Below are 20,374 nucleotides of genomic sequence, written 5' to 3' on the forward strand. Positions count from 1 at the left end.
AAAAACATATGGAGATAGAGATGAATATCTATATTGGATGGTTATTTAAATTAATCCCTTTGCTAATGGGGGTAATATGCATCGCATTAGGTGAGTTTGTATTAGCAGGTTCTGGACAAAGTGAATACTTCGTTGCAGGGCATGTTCTGATTTCTCTCTCTGCAATATGTCTGGCATTGTTCACTACCGCATTTATTATTATCTCTCAGTTAAATCATGGCGTGAATAAACTCTACAACACATTATTCCCTGTTATTGGTTATGCTGGCTCCATTGCAACTATGATTTGGGGATGGTCATTTCTGGCCAGCGATAATGTGATGGCAGATGAATTTGTCGCCGGGCATGTGATTTTCGGTGTTGGCATGATTGCCGCCTGCGTATCAACCGTGGCGGCCTCTTCCGGGCATTTTCTGCTGATCCCGAAAAACGCAGCGGGTAGTAAGAGTGATGGAACACCATTGCAGGCGTATTCTTCAACTATCGGTAATTACTTAATTGCTATCCCCGTTCTGCTCACTCTCTTCGGTTTTATTTGGTCAATAGTGCTGTTACGCAGCGCAAATATCACACCACATTATGTTGCAGGCCATGTGCTCCTGGGGCTAACAGCAATTTGCGCTTGTCTTATTGGTCTGGTTGCTACCATCATCCATCAAACGCGGAATACGTTCTCAGCGAAAGAACATTGGCTCTGGTGTTATTGGGTTATTTTACTCGGCTCACTTACCGTTATTCAGGGCATCTACGTATTAATCAGTTCAGATGAAAATGCCCGTCTGGCTCCGGGTATTATTCTCATTTGTCTGGGGATGATCTGCTACAGTATTTTCTCCAAAGTGTGGTTGCTGGCGCTGGTCTGGAGACGCGCCTGTTCGTTAACCAACAGAATACCCATGATACCCGTATTTACCTGTCTGTTTTGCCTGTTCCTCGCGGCATTCCTTGCTGAGATTGCGCAAACCGATATGGCTTACTTTATTCCCTCGCGGGTTCTGGTTGGCTTAGGTGCAGTGTGTTTTACGCTATTTTCAATCGTTTCTATATTAGAAGCAGGGTCTGCAAAAAAATAATAGAAAAGACTTCAGATAAGACGCTGAGCGTCTTATCCGGGCTTTATTCAGGTTGATTCCCCCTGATTTCACTGCGAAAACGAGGGGGTACTTTACGTCTTATTCTGCCGCCAAATCCTGCGCACAAGCCCACGCGCTGGACCACGCCCACTGGAAGTTATAGCCTCCCAGCCAGCCTGTGACGTCCATCACTTCACCAATAAAGTACAGCCCAGACACTTTGCGCGCTTCCATCGTCCGTGATGAGAGTTCATTGGTGTCCACGCCGCCGAGAGTCACTTCGGCGGTGCGATAGCCTTCGGTGCCGTTGGGTTGTACGCGCCACTCGGTCAATGTGGTAATCAGCGCCTGTTGGTCACGCACGTTGAGCTGTTTTAGCGGGACGTCCGGGATTTGCCCAAGTTGTTGCAACCGTTCAACCAACCGTTTCGGCAGATGAACCGCCAACGTGTTCTTCAGGCACTGATTCGGATGTGCACTGCGCTGCTCGTTAAGGAAGGCTTCCAGGTCGACATCCGGTAGCAGATTGATGCTGACAAATTCACCCGGTTGCCAGTAGCTGGATATCTGCAACACCGCCGGACCAGATAAGCCACGATGCGTGAAGAGTAAATTTTCACGGAACACCGTGCCGTTTTCAGCGGTGATCACTGAAGGTACTGCAACGCCTGCCAGCACCTGTAACTCTTCCAGCAACGGTTTATGCAGTGTGAATGGCACCAGACCAGCGCGCGTCGGCAACACGTTGAGGCCAAATTGTTCGGCAATCTTATAACCGAACGGCGACGCGCCCAGACCCGGCATCGAGAGGCCTCCGGTCGCAATGACCAGTTTATCGCAGCCGACGGTCATACCATTCAGTTCAAGCGTAAAACCCGTTTCATCCTTTGCCACACTCAGCACTTCGCTACGCAATCTGAAGGTCACATTACCCTTCTCACACTCTGCCACCAGCATGTCAACAATCTGCTGTGCGGAGTCATCGCAAAAGAGTTGCCCTAACGTTTTCTCGTGCCAGGCGATGCCGTGTTTATTGACCAGATCAATAAAATCCCACTGCGTAAATCGGGCGAGGGCAGACTTACAAAAATGCGGATTCTGGCTCAGATAGGCACCAGGCTCGACATAAAGGTTGGTAAAGTTGCAGCGCCCACCACCAGACATGAGGATTTTGCGCCCCGGTTTTTTACCATTATCGATCAGCAAAACTCTGCGCCCTGCCTGACCTGCCAGCGCAGAACAGAACATACCAGCCGCACCAGCGCCTATAATAATGGCATCAAACCTTTCCACGTTGCGCTCCTCTTAGAAAAAATGGGCGTGAATTGTAAAGATTCCTCAGTGGCCGCACCAGCATCAATATTACTTAGGGGAAGTATTTATCTGAATTATATAAGATAATTATTTTTTGAGTGAAATTCATACAGGAGGCAAATCAAAAAAATCTATATTTCACTTTGCCCGCGCCGCGAAAGTCACTGATAATGCGCCGCGTTCATGTCCTCAAAATGGCGTAACGTCCTATGCTACATTTGTTTGCTGGCCTGGATTTGCATACCGGGCTGTTATTATTGCTTGCACTGGCTTTTGTGCTGTTCTACGAAGCCATCAATGGTTTCCATGACACCGCCAACGCCGTGGCAACTGTCATCTATACCCGCGCGATGCGTTCTCAGCTCGCAGTGGTTATGGCGGCAGTGTTCAACTTCCTGGGTGTTTTACTGGGTGGTCTTAGTGTTGCCTATGCCATTGTGCATATGCTGCCGACAGATCTGCTGCTTAATATGGGATCGTCTCATGGCCTTGCTATGGTGTTCTCTATGTTGCTGGCGGCGATTATCTGGAACCTTGGTACGTGGTACTTTGGTTTGCCTGCATCCAGCTCCCATACGCTGATTGGCGCGATTATCGGTATTGGTTTAACCAATGCGTTGATGACCGGTACGTCAGTGGTGGATGCACTCAATATCCCGAAAGTATTAAGTATTTTCGCATCTCTGATCGTTTCCCCTATTGTCGGCCTGGTGTTTGCTGGTGGTCTGATTTTCTTGCTGCGTCGCTACTGGAGCGGCACCAAGAAACGCGCCCGTATCCACCTGACCCCAGCGGAGCGTGAAAAGAAAGACGGTAAGAAAAAGCCGCCGTTCTGGACACGTATCGCACTGATCCTTTCTGCTGTCGGCGTGGCGTTTTCTCACGGAGCGAACGATGGTCAGAAAGGCATTGGTCTGGTTATGCTGGTACTGATTGGCGTCGCACCAGCAGGCTTCGTGGTTAATATGAATGCCACAGGTTACGAAATCACTCGTACCCGCGATGCTATCAACAACGTGGAAGCTTACTTTGAGCAACACCCTGCGCTGCTCAAACAGGCGACCGGTGCTGATCAGTTAGTGCCGACTCCGGAAGCAGGCGCAACACAGCCTGCGGAGTTCCATTGCCATCCGTCGAATACCATTAACGCGCTCAACCGCCTGAAGGGCATGTTGACCGCCGATGTGGAAAGCTACGACAAGCTGTCGCTTGACCAGCGTAGCCAGATGCGCCGCATTATGCTGTGCGTTTCTGACACTATCGACAAAGTGGTGAAAATGCCTGGCGTCACTGCGGATGATCAGCGTCTGTTGAAGAAATTGAAGTCCGATATGCTTAGCACCATCGAGTATGCTCCGGTATGGATCATCATGGCGGTCGCGCTGGCGTTAGGTATCGGGACGATGATTGGCTGGCGTCGTGTGGCGACGACTATCGGTGAGAAAATCGGTAAGAAAGGCATGACCTACGCTCAGGGGATGTCTGCCCAGATGACGGCGGCGGTGTCTATCGGTCTGGCGAGTTATACCGGGATGCCTGTTTCCACCACTCACGTACTCTCCTCTTCCGTAGCGGGGACGATGGTCGTTGATGGCGGTGGCTTGCAGCGTAAAACGGTAACCAGCATTCTGATGGCCTGGGTGTTTACCCTCCCGGCTGCAGTGCTGCTCTCCGGCGGGTTGTACTGGATCTCCTTGCAGTTCCTGTAATCGCACGCATAAAAACGAGCGGGTCAGTTTTCTGGCCCGCTTTTTTTATGCCTTATTGCCGTGGTACTTAATGCCAAATCATCAATGCAATCAGGCTTATCACCACCAGACCACACAATGCGCTGGTCAGGATAAACTGCCGACGCACACGCTCGCAGCGACGAATAAACTCATCATCGTGATGATCACGATACCTCTGAGCATAGATATACCAAACGAGACGAACCTGTTTGTTGGGTTGGCCATGTGAGGTAAAAAAGCCCCCTCCATCAACATATTGATAGAGCAATGGATCGCAATTACGCAGTACCACTAACAACGCGCGTAGTGATGAGAAATAGCGCGCCATGTTAACAATGCAAACGACACATAAAGCCCAAAATAATGCGACGGTGCTTATCATACCTCCTCCCCGGCGACCTGCCCACAGAGTTCCACCCCGGGGCTACCGCTCCCGATACGCTGCCAATCAGTTAACACCAGGTCCTGGAGAAACCGCTTTTGTCGTAACGAACATCCGAGCGGCTCTATAGATAGTGTAGGAGATCAGGTTGTTTTTTTTCCATAAGGTTAACCACTATCAATATATTCATGTCGAAAATTTGATTATCTGATTGGTAAGCAAGGCGGATTGACGGATCATCCAGGTCGCTATAAGGTAAGGATGGTCTTAACACTGAATCTTTACGGCTGGGTTAGCCCCGCGCACGTAGTTCGCAGGACGCGGGTGACGTAACGGCACAAGAAACGCTAGCTGGCCAGTCATCGACAACTTTATGGAAGGAGTAACACTATGGCTTATAAACACATTCTCATCGCGGTCGATCTCTCCCCGGAAAGCAAAGTTCTGGTAGAGAAAGCGGTCTCTATGGCCCGCCCCTACAATGCGAAGGTTTCTCTGATCCACGTAGATGTAAACTACTCTGACCTATACACCGGACTTATTGATGTGAATCTGGGTGATATGCAGAAACGCATTTCCGAAGAGACTCATCACGCGCTGACTGAGCTTTCCACTAACGCAGGCTACCCAATTACTGAAACTCTGAGCGGCAGCGGCGATCTGGGTCAGGTTCTGGTTGATGCGATCAAGAAATACGATATGGATCTGGTGGTTTGTGGTCATCACCAGGACTTCTGGAGCAAACTGATGTCTTCCGCACGCCAGCTAATCAACACCGTTCACGTTGATATGCTGATTGTTCCACTGCGTGACGAAGAAGAATAATCATTCCCCTCTACTTGCTCCTGAACGCCCGCTCATGCGGGCGTTCTGCTTTTTGTTTTGAGCCGATGTTAATCTGCAGTCAGAAAGCTCACTGCGTAGCGAGCAATTCAAATTTACACCCCATAAAAAGCATGTAACGCCATTACACATAAAAACATCAGCATGATTGGCTGGTTATTTTTGATGTGATAGTGCATTAATGCATTCATTACATCAATATTAAGAATTTTAGACGCGTGTAAAATCTTTCGCGCGCAATCACTTACGCGTTCATACTTTTCAGGACGGTATTGGAAGGTTAATAAATATGAATACAACAACACCCACTGGGATGCTGCAGCAACCTCGCCCATTTTTTATGATCTTTTTTGTCGAATTATGGGAACGATTCGGCTACTACGGCGTGCAAGGCGTGCTGGCGGTTTTCTTCGTTAAACAGCTCGGATTTTCACAAGAGCAAGCCTTTGTCACCTTTGGTGCCTTTGCGGCGCTGGTCTATGGCCTTATCTCGATCGGCGGTTATGTTGGCGACCATCTATTGGGAACCAAACGCACCATTGTTCTCGGGGCAATTGTGCTGGCGATTGGCTACTTTATGACCGGGATGTCGTTACTCAAACCTGACCTGATCTTCATCGCGCTGGGGACTATCGCCGTCGGCAACGGCTTGTTTAAAGCCAACCCTGCCAGCTTGCTTTCTAAGTGCTATCCGCCAAAAGATCCGCGGCTCGATGGCGCTTTCACCCTGTTTTACATGTCAATCAACATCGGCTCGTTGATAGCATTATCGCTGGCACCAGTTATCGCTGACAGATTTGGTTATTCCGTCACCTATAATCTGTGCGGTGCGGGGTTAATTGTCGCGTTACTGGTCTACATCGCCTGTCGTGGAATGGTAAAAGATATTGGTTCTGCGCCAGACTTCCGACCAATGAGCTTCAGCAAACTGTTGTACGTGTTGATTGGCAGCGTGGTGATGATCTTCGTCTGCGCATGGCTGATGCACAACGTGGAAGTTGCCAACCTGGTGCTGATTGTCCTCTCCATCGTCGTCACCATTATTTTCTTCCGTCAGGCATTCAAGCTGGATAAAACCGGGCGCAACAAGATGTTTGTCGCCTTTGTGCTGATGCTCGAAGCGGTGGTGTTTTACATCCTCTACGCCCAGATGCCAACATCACTGAACTTCTTTGCCATCAACAACGTGCATCATGAAATCCTCAGCTTTTCCATCAACCCGGTCAGCTTCCAGGCGCTCAATCCGTTCTGGGTGGTCATTGCCAGCCCGGTACTGGCGACTATCTATACCCGTCTGGGCAGCAAAGGCAAAGATCTCTCGATGCCGATGAAATTCACCCTTGGTATGTTTATGTGTTCATTGGGTTTTCTGACTGCCGCCGCTGCGGGGATGTGGTTTGCTGATGCCCAGGGACTGACATCGCCGTGGTTTATCGTCCTGGTTTACTTGTTCCAGAGCCTGGGTGAACTGTTTATTAGCGCCCTGGGTCTGGCGATGATTGCTGCGCTGGTGCCGCAGCATTTGATGGGATTTATTCTCGGGATGTGGTTCCTGACGCAGGCAGCCGCATTCTTGCTGGGCGGCTATGTAGCGACATTTACCGCCGTGCCGGACAACATTACCGATCCGCTACAGACATTACCGGTCTACATCGATGTGTTTAGCAAAATTGGTCTGGTCACGCTGGGCGTTGCGGTGGTAATGCTGCTTATGGTACCGTGGCTGAAACGGATGATTGAGACGCCAGAAAGCAATTAATTTTTCCTGCAGCAAACCGGGTAGCAGTAACGCTACCCGGTTTACTTTTACGCTGGTGTCCCGGCATAAATATCAAAGCGATGCCCTTTGGTAACGACCGCGTTAGGCGTGGCGACATTCGCCAGCGGCGGGGCGTAGTCCGGCCGTTTGACCACCACGCGTTTTGTCGCTAACTGGCGAGCAGGCTCCAGCAACCCATCCGCATCGAGATCCGGCCCAACCAGCGACTGAAACACGCGCATCTCTTTTTTCACTAACGCACTTTTCTGCTTATGCGGGAACATCGGGTCGAGATAGACCACCTGTGGGCGCGGGGTAATATCGGTCAGCGCCGTCAGGCTGGAGGCGTGAATTAACTGCAAACGTTCCTGTAACCAGCCGCCGATTTCCGCATCGGCATAGCCACGCGCCAGGCCATCATCGAGCAGCGCGGCAACCACCGGATTACGCTCCAGCATCCGCACGCGGCAGCCCACCGAAGCCAGCACAAAGGCATCGCGCCCCAAACCTGCAGTGGCATCGACTACATCCGGCAGATAATCACCCTTAATGCCCACCGCTTTTGCTACCGCCTCACCGCGTCCGCCGCCGAATCTGCGTCGGTGTGCCATCGCTCCACCAACAAAATCAACAAAAATACCGCCAAGTTTCGGCTCATCGCGCTTGCGCAGTTCCAGATGCTCCGGCGTTAACACTAAGGCCATCAGGTTGTCTTCATCGTGCTCCAGCCCCCAGCGGGTCGCCAGAACAGATAAGGCACCGTCTCCGGTGCCCGATTCATCAATTAAGCAGATTTTCACTGACTGATCAGCCCTTAATGCCGTAATGCTCCAGCATCGCATCCAGTTGCGGTTCACGACCACGGAAGCGTTTGAACAGCTCCATCGGCTCTTCTGAACCGCCACGGCTCAGAATATTGTCGAGGAATGACTGTCCGGTTTCACGGTTGAAAATACCCTCTTCTTCAAAGCGTGAGAAGGCATCCGCTGCCAGCACGTCGGCCCACAGGTAGCTGTAGTAACCTGCTGCATAACCTCCGGCAAAAATGTGGCTGAAAGCATGTGGGAAACGCCCCCAGGACGGAGACGGCACCACGGCAACCAGTTTTTTGATTTCTGCCAGCGTTTCGAGGATCTTCGCGCCTTGTTCAGGACGGAACTCCGCGTGCAGACGGAAATCGAACAGGCCGAACTCCAGTTGACGCAGAATAAACAGCGCTGCCTGGTAGTTTTTCGCCGCCAGCATTTTATCCAGCAGCTCTTTCGGCAGCGGTTCGCCGGTTTCATAATGACCAGAGATAAACGCCAGCGCCTCCGGCTCCCAGCACCAGTTTTCCATAAACTGACTCGGCAGTTCGACTGCATCCCACGGCACCCCGTTGATACCGGAAACGCCTGCGGTCTCGATGCGGGTCAGCATATGATGCAGGCCGTGACCGAACTCATGGAACAGGGTGATCACTTCGTCGTGGGTAAACAGCGCCGGTTTACCATTCACCGGACGGTTGAAGTTACAGGTCAGGTAAGCGACCGGTTTTTGCAGCGAACCGTCGGCTTTACGCATCTGGCCTACGCAGTCATCCATCCACGCCCCGCCGCGCTTGTTTTCACGGGCATACAGATCGAGGTAGAAGCTGCCGCGCAGTTCGTTGTTCTCGTCATAGAGTTCGAAGAAACGTACATCCGGATGCCAGACATCGACATCCTTACGCTCTTTGGCGGTGATGCCGTAAATACGTTTAACCACTTCAAACAGGCCGTTAACCGCTTTGTTTTCCGGAAAGTACGGACGCAGTTGTTCGTCGCTGATGCTATAAAGATGCTGTTTTTGTTTTTCGCTGTAGTACGCAATATCCCACGGCTGCAACTCATCGACGCCAAATTCGGCTTTGGCGAAGGCGCGCAGTTGCGCCAGTTCTTTTTCACCTTGTGGACGTGCGCGTTTTGCCAGATCGGTTAAGAAATCAAGCACCTGCTGCGGATTTTCTGCCATTTTAGTGGCGAGTGATTTAAAGGCGTAGTTTTCAAAACCCAGCAATTGCGCCAGTTCATGACGCAAGGTGAGGATCTCTTCCATCACTTTACTGTTGTCCCACTTACCAGCGTTCGGGCCTTGATCGGAGGCGCGGGTGCTGTAAGCGCGATACATCTCTTCACGCAGGGCCTGGTTGTCGCAGTAGGTCATTACCGGCAGATAGCTTGGGATATCCAACGTCAGCAGGTAACCTTCCAGTTCTTTCGCTTCGGCCTGAGCTTTTGCCGCAGCCAATGCACTTTCTGGCATACCCGCCAGTTCCGCTTCGTCGGTGACGAGTTTAGTCCAGCCCATCGTCGCATCGAGGACGTTGTTGCTGTACTGGTTGCCCAGTTCGGAAAGACGGGTAGCAATCTCACCGTAACGCTGCTGTTTTTCTTTCGGCAGGCCGATGCCAGAAAGTTCAAAATCACGCAGTGCGTTATCAACCGCTTTTTTCTGCGCTGTGTTCAGCGTGGCGTAGTAATCGCCATCGCGCAGGTCACGGTACGCTTTATATAGCCCTTCATGTTGCCCTACCCAGGTGCTGTATTCCGACAGCAGCGGCAGCGTTTGTTCGTAAGCTTCACGCAGTTCCGGGCTATTTTTCACCGAGTTCAGGTGGCTAACCGGGGAGAAAATACGTCCCAGTACATCATCGACTTCTGCAAGCGGCTGGCAGAGATTTTCCCAGGTGTACGGTGCCCCTTGCGCTACCACGCGCTCTACATTTTCGCGGCAGTCGTTCAACGCCTTAGTGACGGCTGGAACCACATGTTCCGGGAGGATTTTTGAAAACGGCGGAAGTTCAAAGGGAGTCAGTAACGGATTCGTCATAGGTACAGTCCTGGTTAAATAGGGGGAACGAAACGCTCGCAGGCGCTTTCGCCGGATGCGACGCAGGCGTCTTATCCGACCTACTTTGGTAGGCCGATGCCATCCGACGCGTAATGGGTAATAGCATGGGGTTAAGTGTAGTGAATTTCAATGAGAAACGTTACGCTTTCGCAGCGGCGGCCTCTTTTCGGTATACTGTTCTGATACGCTTTTGTGCGCCCCGAATACGGGCCGATTTTTACTTACCGGAACACCTTTACCCATGCTCAGTTATCGCCACAGCTTTCACGCTGGCAACCACGCCGACGTCCTTAAACATACCGTTCAGAGCCTGATCATCGAGTCGCTGAAAGAGAAAGATAAACCGTTTCTCTATCTCGATACCCACGCGGGTGCGGGGCGTTATCAGTTAAGTAGCGAACATGCCGAGCGTACAGGCGAATATCTCGAAGGCATCGCCCGTATCTGGCAGCAGGATGACCTGCCCGCAGAATTGGAGTCGTACATCAATGTGGTAAAACACTTCAACCGTAGTGGGCAGCTACGTTATTACCCTGGTTCGCCGTTGATTGCCCGTCAGTTACTGCGTGAACAAGACAGCCTGCAACTGACCGAGTTGCACCCCAGCGATTATCCGTTACTGCGTTCTGAATTTCAGAAAGACAGCCGTGCGCGCGTAGAAAAAGCCGACGGCTTCCTGCAGCTTAAAGCTAAACTGCCGCCGGTCTCCCGCCGTGGCCTGATCCTTATCGACCCGCCGTATGAAATGAAAACAGACTATCAGGCGGTGGTCAGTGGGATAGCAGAAGGCTACAAACGTTTCGCCACTGGCACTTACGCATTGTGGTATCCGGTAGTGCTGCGTCAGCAAATTAAGCGCATGATCCACGATCTGGAAGCGACCGGTATTCGCAAAATTCTGCAAATTGAACTGGCGGTGCTGCCAGACAGCGATCGCCGTGGCATGACCGCTTCTGGCATGATTGTCATTAACCCTCCGTGGAAGCTGGAACAGCAAATGAATAACGTGCTGCCGTGGCTACACAGCAAACTGGTTCCGGCAGGCACCGGGCACGCTACCGTAAACTGGATCGTACCGGAGTAATTGCAGCCATTGCTGGCACCTTTTACGTCTCGCGCTACAATCGCGGTAATCAACGATAAGGACACTCTGTCATGACTAAACACTATGATTACATCGCCATCGGCGGCGGCAGCGGCGGTATCGCCTCCATCAACCGCGCGGCTATGTACGGCCAGAAATGCGCGCTGATTGAAGCCAAAGAACTGGGCGGCACCTGCGTGAACGTCGGCTGCGTGCCGAAAAAAGTGATGTGGCACGCGGCGCAAATCCGTGAAGCCATCCACATGTACGGCCCGGATTATGGCTTTGATACCACCATTAATAAGTTCAACTGGGATACATTGATCGCCAGCCGTACCGCCTATATCGACCGTATCCATACCTCCTATGAAAACGTACTCGGTAAAAATAACGTCGATGTAATCAAAGGTTTTGCTCGCTTCGTTGATGCCAAAACGCTGGAAGTTAACGGTGAAACCATCACTGCTGATCATATTCTGATCGCCACCGGTGGCCGTCCGAGCCATCCGGATATTCCGGGCGTGGAATACGGCATTGATTCTGATGGTTTCTTCGCCCTTCCCGCTTTACCAGAGCGCGTGGCGGTTGTTGGCGCAGGTTACATCGCCGTTGAACTGGCTGGCGTGATTAACGGCCTCGGCGCGAAAACGCATCTGTTTGTGCGTAAACACGCACCACTGCGCAGCTTTGATCCGATGATCACTGAAACACTGGTCGAGGTGATGAACGCCGAAGGCCCACAACTGCACACCAATGCAATCCCGAAAGCGGTGGTGAAAAATGCCGATGGCAGCCTGACGCTGGAGCTGGAAGATGGTCGCAGTGAAACGGTGGATTGCCTGATTTGGGCGATTGGGCGTGAACCTGCCAATGACAACATCAACCTCGAAGCTGCTGGCGTTAAAACCAACGAAAAAGGTTATATCGTCGTCGATAAATATCAAAATACTAACGTTGAAGGTATTTACGCGGTGGGCGATAACACTGGCGCGGTGGAACTGACGCCGGTTGCAGTAGCAGCGGGTCGTCGTCTCTCTGAACGCCTGTTTAATAACAAGCCGGATGAACATCTGGATTACAGCAATATTCCGACCGTCGTTTTCAGCCATCCGCCGATTGGTACTGTTGGTTTAACAGAACCGCAGGCGCGTGAGCAGTACGGCGACGATCAGGTGAAAGTGTATAAATCCTCTTTCACCGCCATGTATACCGCTGTCACCACTCACCGCCAGCCGTGCCGCATGAAGCTGGTATGCGTTGGGCCAGAAGAGAAGATTGTCGGTATTCATGGTATTGGTTTTGGTATGGATGAAATGTTGCAGGGCTTCGCGGTAGCGCTGAAGATGGGCGCAACCAAGAAAGACTTCGACAACACCGTCGCTATTCACCCGACGGCGGCAGAAGAGTTCGTTACTATGCGTTAAATGTTAAAGGGCAAAGAGTGGTGTGCTCTTTGCCCTTAGCTACGTTTCCGCTATCAGTTCAGAAGCTGAAGCAGGAAGCGGATCAGTTCCAGCAACGCAATTAACGCCCCAAGAACAATGATTGCTTTATCAATCACCCGTTTTCTCCATGCTATGGAGTGAGAATGCATCCGCTTACTCATCCATTGCCTGTCACGGTGCATGTCTCATTGTTAGATAAGAACTCACTCCGACCAGAGCATCAATTAACGGCACCACCCGTACCACTGATCAGGACTTTGAAAGCGTTTATGCGCATTGCCAGAGTGAAAATGCCTCAGAGCTAACTGGATAATTATACAGCACTTATAGGTTATAAAACCAGCATGTCCTTGCAATAGTTTCAGTATGGTATTAGCATTGATGCGTTAGATGATGACTATCTCACTCCAGCCAGAGCCTCCAACTCTGAGCTGGAAAGTAAAAAACCGACGACAAGTCGGTTTTTTTACGTCCTGATTCAGACAAGCCTTAGTACGGCGGCGATCAAGTGAAAGTATATCAATCGTCTTTCACCTCGGTATATACCGAAGCGCTCCCCCGCCAGTTGAAGAAATCACTAACGCTTGCCTTGCAATGTTAGCCTCTGCCTAATAGTATTGAACTGTTAGATAAGAACTCACTCCGACCAGGGCCACCAACTCTGGGCTGGAAAGTAAAAAACCGACGCAAAGTCGGTTTTTTTACGTCCTGATTCAGACCCCTTTTCAAATAAATACCCAACTCTTAATTCACACCCATTACCTTCCTTTGCACCTATACATCCGTTAAATCATATATGTTTTTGACTTATTCATTTCGAAGAGAGACACTACCTGCAACAATCAGGAGCGCAATATGTCAATTCTGTTACCCATCCAACTGTTCAAAATTCTTGCCGATGAAACGCGTTTGAGTATCGTTTTACTGCTCAGCGAGATGGGTGAGTTATGCGTCTGTGATCTCTGTACTGCCCTGAATCAGTCGCAGCCCAAGATCTCACGCCACCTGGCATTGCTGCGTGAAAGCGGCTTATTGCTGGATCGCAAACAAGGTAAGTGGGTTCATTACCGTTTATCTCCGCATATTCCTTCCTGGGCTGCGAAAATTATTGAGCAGACCTGGAGATGTGAACAGGAAAATGTTCAGGCAATTGCCCGTAACCTGGCCCGACAAAATTGTTCCGCAGACAGTAAGACCATTTGCAGCTAAAAAATTCACCCACCCATATATGAATTTTCGCATATGTTATTTCAGGGAGGCATTATGTTACTGGCAGGCGCTATTTTTGTCCTGACCATCATATTGGTTATCTGGCAGCCGAAAGGTTTAGGCATCGGCTGGAGTGCGGCGTTGGGCGCGGGACTGGCGTTAGTTACGGGTGTGGTACATCCGGGCGATATTCCTGTGGTGTGGAATATTGTCTGGAATGCGACTACTGCATTTATTGCCGTTATTATCATCAGCCTGCTGCTGGACGAATCCGGTTTTTTCGAATGGGCGGCGCTGCATGTTTCACGTTGGGGTCATGGGCGTGGCCGCTTGCTGTTTACCTGGATAGTCCTGCTCGGTGCGACCGTTGCGGCTCTGTTTGCCAATGATGGCGCGGCACTTATTTTGACGCCGATCGTTATCGCCATGTTGCTGGCTTTAGGTTTCAGTAAAGGCACAACGCTTGCATTCGTCATGGCGGCTGGATTCATTGCCGATACCGCCAGCCTGCCGCTTATCGTATCCAACCTGGTAAATATCGTTTCGGCAGATTTCTTTGGCCTCGGCTTTAGCGAATATGCCTCGGTCATGGTGCCGGTGGACATCGCCGCAATACTGGCCACGCTGGTGATGTTGCATCTCTACTTTCGCAAAGATATTCCACAGAACTACGATATGGCATTGCTGAAACCTCCCGCCGAAGCAATTAAAGATCCTGCCACCTTCAAAACGGGCTGGGTTGTTTTATTGCTTTTGCTGGCGGGATTTTTCGTTCTGGAACCGCTCGGTATCCCGGTAAGCGCCATTGCGGCAGTGGGCGCGCTAATTTTGTTTGTAATCGCTAAACGCGGCCATGCTATCAATACGGGTAAAGTGCTACGCGGCGCACCCTGGCAGATTGTCATCTTCTCACTCGGCATGTATCTGGTGGTTTATGGCCTGCGCAATGCGGGGCTAACAGAATACCTTTCTGGCGTACTTAATGTATTGGCAGATAACGGTCTGTGGGCCGCGACGCTGGGCACCGGATTTCTGACCGCCTTCCTCTCTTCTATTATGAACAATATGCCTACGGTACTGGTTGGTGCGTTGTCTATTGATGGCAGCACGGCGTCTGGCGTGATCAAAGAAGCGATGGTTTACGCCAACGTTATTGGCTGCGATCTGGGGCCGAAAATTACGCCAATTGGTAGCCTGGCAACACTGCTCTGGTTGCACGTACTTTCGCAGAAGAATATGACGATTAGCTGGGGGGATTACTTCCGTACAGGAATTATTATGACCCTGCCGGTGCTGTTTGTAACGCTGGTCACGCTGGCGCTACGTCTCTCTTTCACTTTGTAATGAGATACTGATATGAGCAACATTACCATTTATCACAACCCGGCCTGCGGCACGTCGCGTAATACACTGGAGATGATCCGCAACAGCGGTACAGAACCGACTATTATCCACTATCTGGAAACCCCACCGGCTCGTGACGAGCTGGTCAAACTCATTGCCGATATGGGAATTTCGGTACGCGCGCTGCTGCGTAAAAACGTTGAACCATATGAAGAACTGAGTCTTGCAGACGATAAATTTACTGACGATCAGTTAATCGACTTTATGTTGCAACACCCGATTCTGATTAACCGTCCAATTGTGGTAACACAGTTGGGAACCCGGCTGTGCCGCCCTTCGGAAGTAGTGCTGGAGATCCTGCCGGATGCTCAGAAAGGGGCGTTCACCAAAGAAGACGGTGAGAAAGTGGTTGATGATTCAGGTAAACGATTAAAATAAACAAAGGGGGCGACTCGTTGACGCAGCGCGTATCATTTCTTAGCGGATGCGAGATCGTGCAATTTCAGTAAATTGCGCTTCCTGCCCTCACAGATAAATAGTTTCCCTTTTAATAAACAGTTATCACCATAATGATAATAATTAGCACTCTATGTTCCATAAGAGAAAAAACAATTTAATTAAAATAGTTAAATAAAGGACTAGTATTATAAATAGACGGGTAATAACATCACACAGCAATGCTCTCTCTGGGACTAATGTTCAAGATATAAATATCAGACAGGTTTACATTACTATCAGGCATATCACCTGAGAATTGGATGAAAACCATAAAGAAATATCTATTATGGTTTTAACATTTGTTGATAAGGATAGTAACATGAACAAGACAAAAGGTGCACTCATCTTCAGCCTTTCATTTTTTCTTGCCGCATGTAGTTCGATTCCGCAAAATATCAAAGGCAATAACCAACCTGATATTCAAAAAAGTTTTGTTGCTGTTCATAACCAACCAAATTTGTATGTTGGTCAACAGGCACGCTTTGGCGGTAAGGTTATCAACGTTATTAACGGCAAAACAGATACGTTGTTAGAAATCGCCGTATTACCGCTGGATAGCTATGCCAAACCTGAAATTGAAGCCAACTATCAGGGTCGCCTGCTCGCCAGACAAAATGGCTTCCTTGACCCAGTGAACTACCGTAACCACTTTGTCACCGTTCTCGGCACGATTCAGGGCGAACAGCCAGGTTTTATCAATAAAGTCCCGTATAACTTCGTTGACGTGAATGTACAGGGGATTCAGGTGTGGCATTTGAGAGAAGTGGTCAACACCACCTACAACCTGTGGGATTACGGCTACGGCGCATTCTGGCCAGAACCCGGCTGGGGCGCACCTTATTACACCAATGCGGTTAGCCAGGTAACGCCAGAACTGGTGAAATAATTTAGTTTAAAGATGCAGATATTTCCCAAATATCTGCATCTTTAATATGAATATTAATATACAACTATAATTATAAGTCCTGCCCTGTTTATTACCTTTGGCAACCTGATTATGAAGTTAATGCTCGCAACAGGAGTCGGTTATGTTTCTTATAATTACCAAAGACATCATGTTTTTCACCGCAATGAAAAATATTTTGAGTAAGGGTAATGTCGTTCATATACAGAACGAAGAAGAGATTGACTTAACGTTGCATCAGAGTGCTTTGGTGATTATTGATACATTAATGAATAATGTATTCCACTCATCAATGCTCAACAAAATTGAACGTCTGCAACCTGTCCATGTCATTGTTTTCTCGCCGTTTAATATTAAACGCTGTCTGGGGAAAGTCCCGGTAACTTTTGTTCAGAGAAATATTACGATTATTGACTTTGTCGCGCTGCTCAATGGCAGTTACTGTTCTGCGCCAGAAGCGGATGTGTCACTCTCGCGCAAACAGCATCAGGTTCTGACCTGCATTGCAAATCAAATGACGACAGAAGATATTCTGGGAAAACTAAAAATCTCATTAAAAACATTCTACTGCCATAAACACAATATTATGATGATCCTCAACCTCAGGCGGATCAACGAACTGGTACGGCATCAACATATTGATTATCTGGTCTGAATTCTCCAGCCGATATTTATAAAGAGGCCCGGCGACAGCCAGACCTCCGGACAATGACACGTTACGCAGCAACGCCTTCTTGCGTCAGTGCCGCAATCTGTTTACGCCATTGCGCTTGCTCTTGTTCGCCTTCTGTACGTTGACCATAAAGTTGCGCAATCTGCGTACCATCATGGGCAAACAATTCCAGGCTGGTCACGTAGCCATCGCTGGTCGGTTTACGGGTAACCCAGGTTTCAGCGATGCTCTCTTCTAATAGATGAAGAGTAAATGTTGGGTTGAAAATATTCAGCCAGCCTTTCATTGGCACCACTTTTTCTACCACACCCGTGAAAATTTGTACGCAGCCACGGTTGCCAACAAACACCATGATCTCATTGCCATCTCGCTGGGCGGATTCCAGAATCTGCGCCAGCGCACTATTGGCGACTTTGCAGGCCAGATCGTCTGCCACCAGTTTAAACGCCTGTTGGCGCGTCAGGTTATGCCGCTTGAGCAGCGTAAAAAACTGATGAACATCCGTCATCGCACGCCACTCTTGCTCTACAGCACTGGCATCGACGTTGCTATGCGCAGCAGGTGCATCAACCGTTGTTAACTCAAGCGGCGTATTTTCCTCGACAATAAAACGCGCCAGAAGCTCGCTCCATGCCGCCATATCGGTATTGTCGGTGGCATAAACTTTCAGTAACGCATCGCCCTGATGATCAAAGAACTGAACACTCTGACGTTCGCCGCGAGCCGTGGTTTCTTTTATATGGAAAACACTGGCCCACTGGTTGAGAAACAGACGCAGATCCAGCGCGCGCGGATTGAGTATTAATCCGGCATGGCCGTTCAAATGCTGGTTGGTAAATGCCCCAACTTGCTCATGAACAGCATATTCATTACGACAGATACATTTGGTTTCGCCAACGCTTTCCAGCGCCGCGAGAATTTCACGAATATCGCCGCGCATCCGCCACGCATCGTGCGTGACACGGGCAAATGCCAGTTCTGCTTCGCTGATATTCATTAAACCTGCGATGTCACGCGCGTACTTTCCGGGATTTTGTTCTTTTAACTCAAGCCAGCGTGTGTAGTGGTTCATTGTCTCTCTTCCTTCCAGATAAATGCCCCGAAATATCGGGGCTGATGATTACCATTGATAACTCACGAAAATTTTTCCGTTACGACCATCCTGCGGGATACCCTGCGGTGACCAGTACTCTTTATCGAAGGCGTTGCCCAGTACCAGAGTGGTGGTCATGCCTTTGAGCGCCTGCTGTCCTTGATAACTAACGTAGAAATCATTCACGCCGTAGCCTGGTTGTTTGCTGTAACTGCTGCTGACATGTGTTGAGCGATCGGCAAACGTACCAACCCAGCCGACAGAGAAGCCACTGTGGGCGATCGGAATATTCAGGGTGCTGGTAACGGTATCCGGGTTAATGCTGGAGATATATTCTCCGGTATCGGTGTCTTTGCCGCGGGTACGGTTATAGGCCACATCAAGGCTAAACAGGTCAGTGGTATATTTCGTCATTACATCCCAACCCCAGATTTTGGCGTTCGGGACGTTATAAGACATGGTTGTCGCCGCCGCGAAATCGACGGTTGTGGAGATGTAATCCTTCGCTTTGGTATCAAAGTAGCTGGCTTTAAATTCCAGGGCATCATTGGACAACATCAGGTCATCAAAACGCAGCCCAAAGCCGTATTCCTGAGTTTCGTTGGTTTCCGGACGTAAGTTCGGGTTCGGCACCCAATAGTTGGTATAGAAGCGACCAATCGAGAAGTGCTTAGAATCGTTGTACATTTCACCCATCGTCGGCGCACGGAATGCCTGGGCATACGAACCAAATAACATTAGCCAGTTGGTCGGGTTGATAGTCATCCCCGCGCGAGACGACCATTTGTCGGCATCAACATCTTTGTAACCATCACTGCTGCCGCGATAGCTGTCATAGCGGGTTCCGCCGAGCAGGGTAATCGGCAGATCGCGTAAGGTGATCTCATCCTGTAGCCAGCCGGAGCTGAAATCGATTTTCGCTTGCGGGAAGCCCGTTGTCGCACCGCCCGGATGCTGTTCCTGACGATAATACTCACCGCCATATGTCAGCAGGTGAGAAGCAAAACTATCGGCAAACAGCGTGGAGCGGTTCTCCAGTTTGGCACCTTTTGTTGTCTGTTCACGATATTCGCCGGAACTCCCCGTGTTCTGGGCATTAATACGGACTTCCGACCAGTAAACTTTTGCATCGGCATTTAACCAGTCGTTGCCCACTGGCGCGAGTTTATAAGCAAGTTGCGCATCACGTTGAATCGTTGAACGATCAACCATCGGATTACTGCTGTCAGAAGCTTCAACGGTCTGCGGATTTTTTGGTTCGCGCGCGTCGTTATTGTAATAACGCACTAATCCACTCAGAGCCTGGGCAGAATCAATTTGCCAGGTCCCTTTCGCCAACATGTTATTAATGGCCTCATCATTCGGCGCGGTTTCGCCATTGCTCTGGCGTAAATCACCACGATCGCGGCTGGACCAGGCCACAATACCATCCAGATTTTCCGTTCGCCCAAAAGCACTCGCGCCTAACCCCAGGCTATGATCTCCCGTGCCGCCAGTGCCAAAGACACGAAAACCGCTGCTTTGTCCTTCCTGCAATAAATCTTTTGCATCGACCGTATCGTAGGAGATAACCCCTCCCAATGCGCCACTGCCATACAGTAATGCCGAAGGTCCACGGACAATCTCAACACGTTTGATCAGCGCCGGATCGAGGAAAGTCCCATTCAGGTGCCCGGTATCGGTTCCCTGACGAACACCATCAACAAGGATCAACACGCCGCGATGGTCATAGCCACGCATATTCACATCCTGTCCATTTGTACGCCCAGTACCATCAAGGGTAATCCCTGGAACATGACGCAGTAGATCGGTGGCTGACGTAGCCGTTTGGTTTTCAGGGGCGGAAGTGTCGATAACGCTGACCATCATTGGCGCTTCGAAGGAACTGCGTGCATTCCCTGTTGCCGTAACGGTCATGGTTTCAGTAGCAAAAGCAATCGTCGGCAAGCTGGCAGAAACAGCCAAAGCCAACAAACTCAAGCGCAACGAGGTAAATTGCGGACGTGACATAGCGATTCTCCATGAGGAAAATAAAAAATGCTGGCTGCCTGGGTAAAAACCGGGGTGGCTGGCGAAAAATAAATTTATTTGTGATTCAACGCGATAGTATTAGCCGGGTGAGTTAATTGGCGTTTATATCCCGTGAAATTAC

18 protein-coding genes are annotated in these 20,374 nt (G+C 49.9%); 11 read left to right on the top strand and 7 right to left on the bottom strand.

What is annotated here, in order from left to right; all coding sequences use genetic code 11:
- Window positions 1–20 precede the first annotated feature (20 nt).
- Window positions 21–1,073: a DUF2776 family protein gene (locus tag C0K55_RS11920; protein ID WP_010381050.1), complete on the top strand. Its 1,053-nt coding sequence runs from the start codon at window positions 21–23 to the stop codon at window positions 1,071–1,073.
- Between the two features lie 99 nt (window positions 1,074–1,172).
- On the opposite strand, the gene C0K55_RS11925 is transcribed toward C0K55_RS11920, so the two are convergent.
- Window positions 1,173–2,366: an NAD(P)/FAD-dependent oxidoreductase gene (locus tag C0K55_RS11925; protein ID WP_105266397.1), complete on the bottom strand. Its 1,194-nt coding sequence runs from the start codon at window positions 2,364–2,366 to the stop codon at window positions 1,173–1,175.
- 230 nt (window positions 2,367–2,596) lie between these two features.
- On the opposite strand from C0K55_RS11925, the gene pitA reads away from it, so the two are divergent.
- Window positions 2,597–4,096: an inorganic phosphate transporter PitA gene (gene pitA, locus C0K55_RS11930; protein ID WP_000902773.1), complete on the top strand. Its 1,500-nt coding sequence runs from the start codon at window positions 2,597–2,599 to the stop codon at window positions 4,094–4,096.
- 67 nt (window positions 4,097–4,163) lie between these two features.
- On the opposite strand, the gene uspB is transcribed toward pitA, so the two are convergent.
- Window positions 4,164–4,499, bottom strand: coding sequence for a universal stress protein UspB (gene uspB, locus C0K55_RS11935; RefSeq protein WP_000626185.1), 336 nt, complete (start codon window positions 4,497–4,499; stop codon window positions 4,164–4,166).
- Between the two features lie 390 nt (window positions 4,500–4,889).
- On the opposite strand from uspB, the gene uspA reads away from it, so the two are divergent.
- Together uspA and dtpB are read left to right on the top strand one after the other, a co-directional pair.
- Window positions 4,890–5,324, top strand: a complete 435-nt coding sequence (uspA, locus tag C0K55_RS11940) for a universal stress protein UspA (RefSeq protein WP_000323571.1) — start codon at window positions 4,890–4,892, stop codon at window positions 5,322–5,324.
- Between the two features lie 307 nt (window positions 5,325–5,631).
- On the top strand, window positions 5,632–7,101 hold the full coding sequence (gene dtpB, locus C0K55_RS11950) for a dipeptide/tripeptide permease DtpB (protein WP_105266395.1): 1,470 nt from the start codon (window positions 5,632–5,634) through the stop codon (window positions 7,099–7,101).
- 47 nt (window positions 7,102–7,148) lie between these two features.
- On the opposite strand, the gene rsmJ is transcribed toward dtpB, so the two are convergent.
- Complete coding sequence (rsmJ, locus tag C0K55_RS11955; protein ID WP_001517284.1) at window positions 7,149–7,901, bottom strand: 16S rRNA (guanine(1516)-N(2))-methyltransferase RsmJ; 753 nt, start codon at window positions 7,899–7,901, stop codon at window positions 7,149–7,151.
- Between the two features lie 7 nt (window positions 7,902–7,908).
- Window positions 7,909–9,951 (bottom strand): oligopeptidase A, encoded by a 2,043-nt coding sequence (gene prlC / locus C0K55_RS11960; protein ID WP_000184159.1) that lies wholly within the window; start codon window positions 9,949–9,951, stop codon window positions 7,909–7,911.
- Between the two features lie 262 nt (window positions 9,952–10,213).
- On the opposite strand from prlC, the gene rlmJ reads away from it, so the two are divergent.
- Both rlmJ and gorA read left to right on the top strand, forming a co-directional pair.
- A complete protein-coding gene (gene rlmJ, locus C0K55_RS11965; RefSeq protein ID WP_001517285.1) occupies window positions 10,214–11,056 on the top strand; it encodes a 23S rRNA (adenine(2030)-N(6))-methyltransferase in 843 nt (280 codons plus the stop codon).
- Window positions 11,057–11,127: 71 nt separating this feature from the next.
- The gene (gorA, locus tag C0K55_RS11970; RefSeq protein ID WP_001517286.1) at window positions 11,128–12,480 is read left to right on the top strand and encodes a glutathione-disulfide reductase; all 1,353 of its coding nucleotides are present in this window, start codon (window positions 11,128–11,130) and stop codon (window positions 12,478–12,480) included.
- A 53-nt stretch (window positions 12,481–12,533) separates the two neighbouring features.
- On the opposite strand, the gene dinQ is transcribed toward gorA, so the two are convergent.
- Window positions 12,534–12,617, bottom strand: coding sequence for a damage-inducible type I toxin DinQ (gene dinQ, locus C0K55_RS11975; RefSeq protein WP_001295215.1), 84 nt, complete (start codon window positions 12,615–12,617; stop codon window positions 12,534–12,536).
- A 739-nt stretch (window positions 12,618–13,356) separates the two neighbouring features.
- Here dinQ and arsR point away from each other — a divergent pair.
- The 5 genes from arsR (at window position 13,357) to C0K55_RS12005 (ending at window position 17,111) form a co-directional block, all read left to right on the top strand.
- Window positions 13,357–13,710, top strand: coding sequence for an As(III)-sensing metalloregulatory transcriptional repressor ArsR (arsR, locus tag C0K55_RS11980; protein ID WP_105266394.1), 354 nt, complete (start codon window positions 13,357–13,359; stop codon window positions 13,708–13,710).
- A 54-nt stretch (window positions 13,711–13,764) separates the two neighbouring features.
- Window positions 13,765–15,054: an arsenite/antimonite:H(+) antiporter ArsB gene (arsB, locus tag C0K55_RS11985; RefSeq protein WP_016249316.1), complete on the top strand. Its 1,290-nt coding sequence runs from the start codon at window positions 13,765–13,767 to the stop codon at window positions 15,052–15,054.
- A 12-nt stretch (window positions 15,055–15,066) separates the two neighbouring features.
- Window positions 15,067–15,492, top strand: a complete 426-nt coding sequence (gene arsC / locus C0K55_RS11990) for a glutaredoxin-dependent arsenate reductase (RefSeq protein ID WP_000065763.1) — start codon at window positions 15,067–15,069, stop codon at window positions 15,490–15,492.
- Window positions 15,493–15,871: 379 nt separating this feature from the next.
- On the top strand, window positions 15,872–16,438 hold the full coding sequence (gene slp, locus C0K55_RS11995) for an outer membrane lipoprotein Slp (protein WP_001044202.1): 567 nt from the start codon (window positions 15,872–15,874) through the stop codon (window positions 16,436–16,438).
- A 142-nt stretch (window positions 16,439–16,580) separates the two neighbouring features.
- A complete protein-coding gene (locus tag C0K55_RS12005; protein WP_000478606.1) occupies window positions 16,581–17,111 on the top strand; it encodes a helix-turn-helix domain-containing protein in 531 nt (176 codons plus the stop codon).
- Between the two features lie 61 nt (window positions 17,112–17,172).
- Here the strand turns inward: C0K55_RS12005 and chuS are convergent, their stop codons facing one another.
- Complete coding sequence (gene chuS / locus C0K55_RS12010) at window positions 17,173–18,201, bottom strand: hematinate-forming heme oxygenase ChuS (protein WP_001017197.1); 1,029 nt, start codon at window positions 18,199–18,201, stop codon at window positions 17,173–17,175.
- A gap of 48 nt (window positions 18,202–18,249) precedes the next feature.
- Window positions 18,250–20,139, bottom strand: coding sequence for a TonB-dependent heme/hemoglobin receptor ChuA/ShuA (gene chuA / locus C0K55_RS12015; RefSeq protein ID WP_306173772.1), 1,890 nt, complete (start codon window positions 20,137–20,139; stop codon window positions 18,250–18,252).
- Window positions 20,140–20,374: the final 235 nt, after the last annotated feature.

Source organism: Escherichia sp. MOD1-EC6098, assembly GCF_002965865.1.
GTDB lineage: Bacteria > Pseudomonadota > Gammaproteobacteria > Enterobacterales > Enterobacteriaceae > Escherichia > Escherichia marmotae.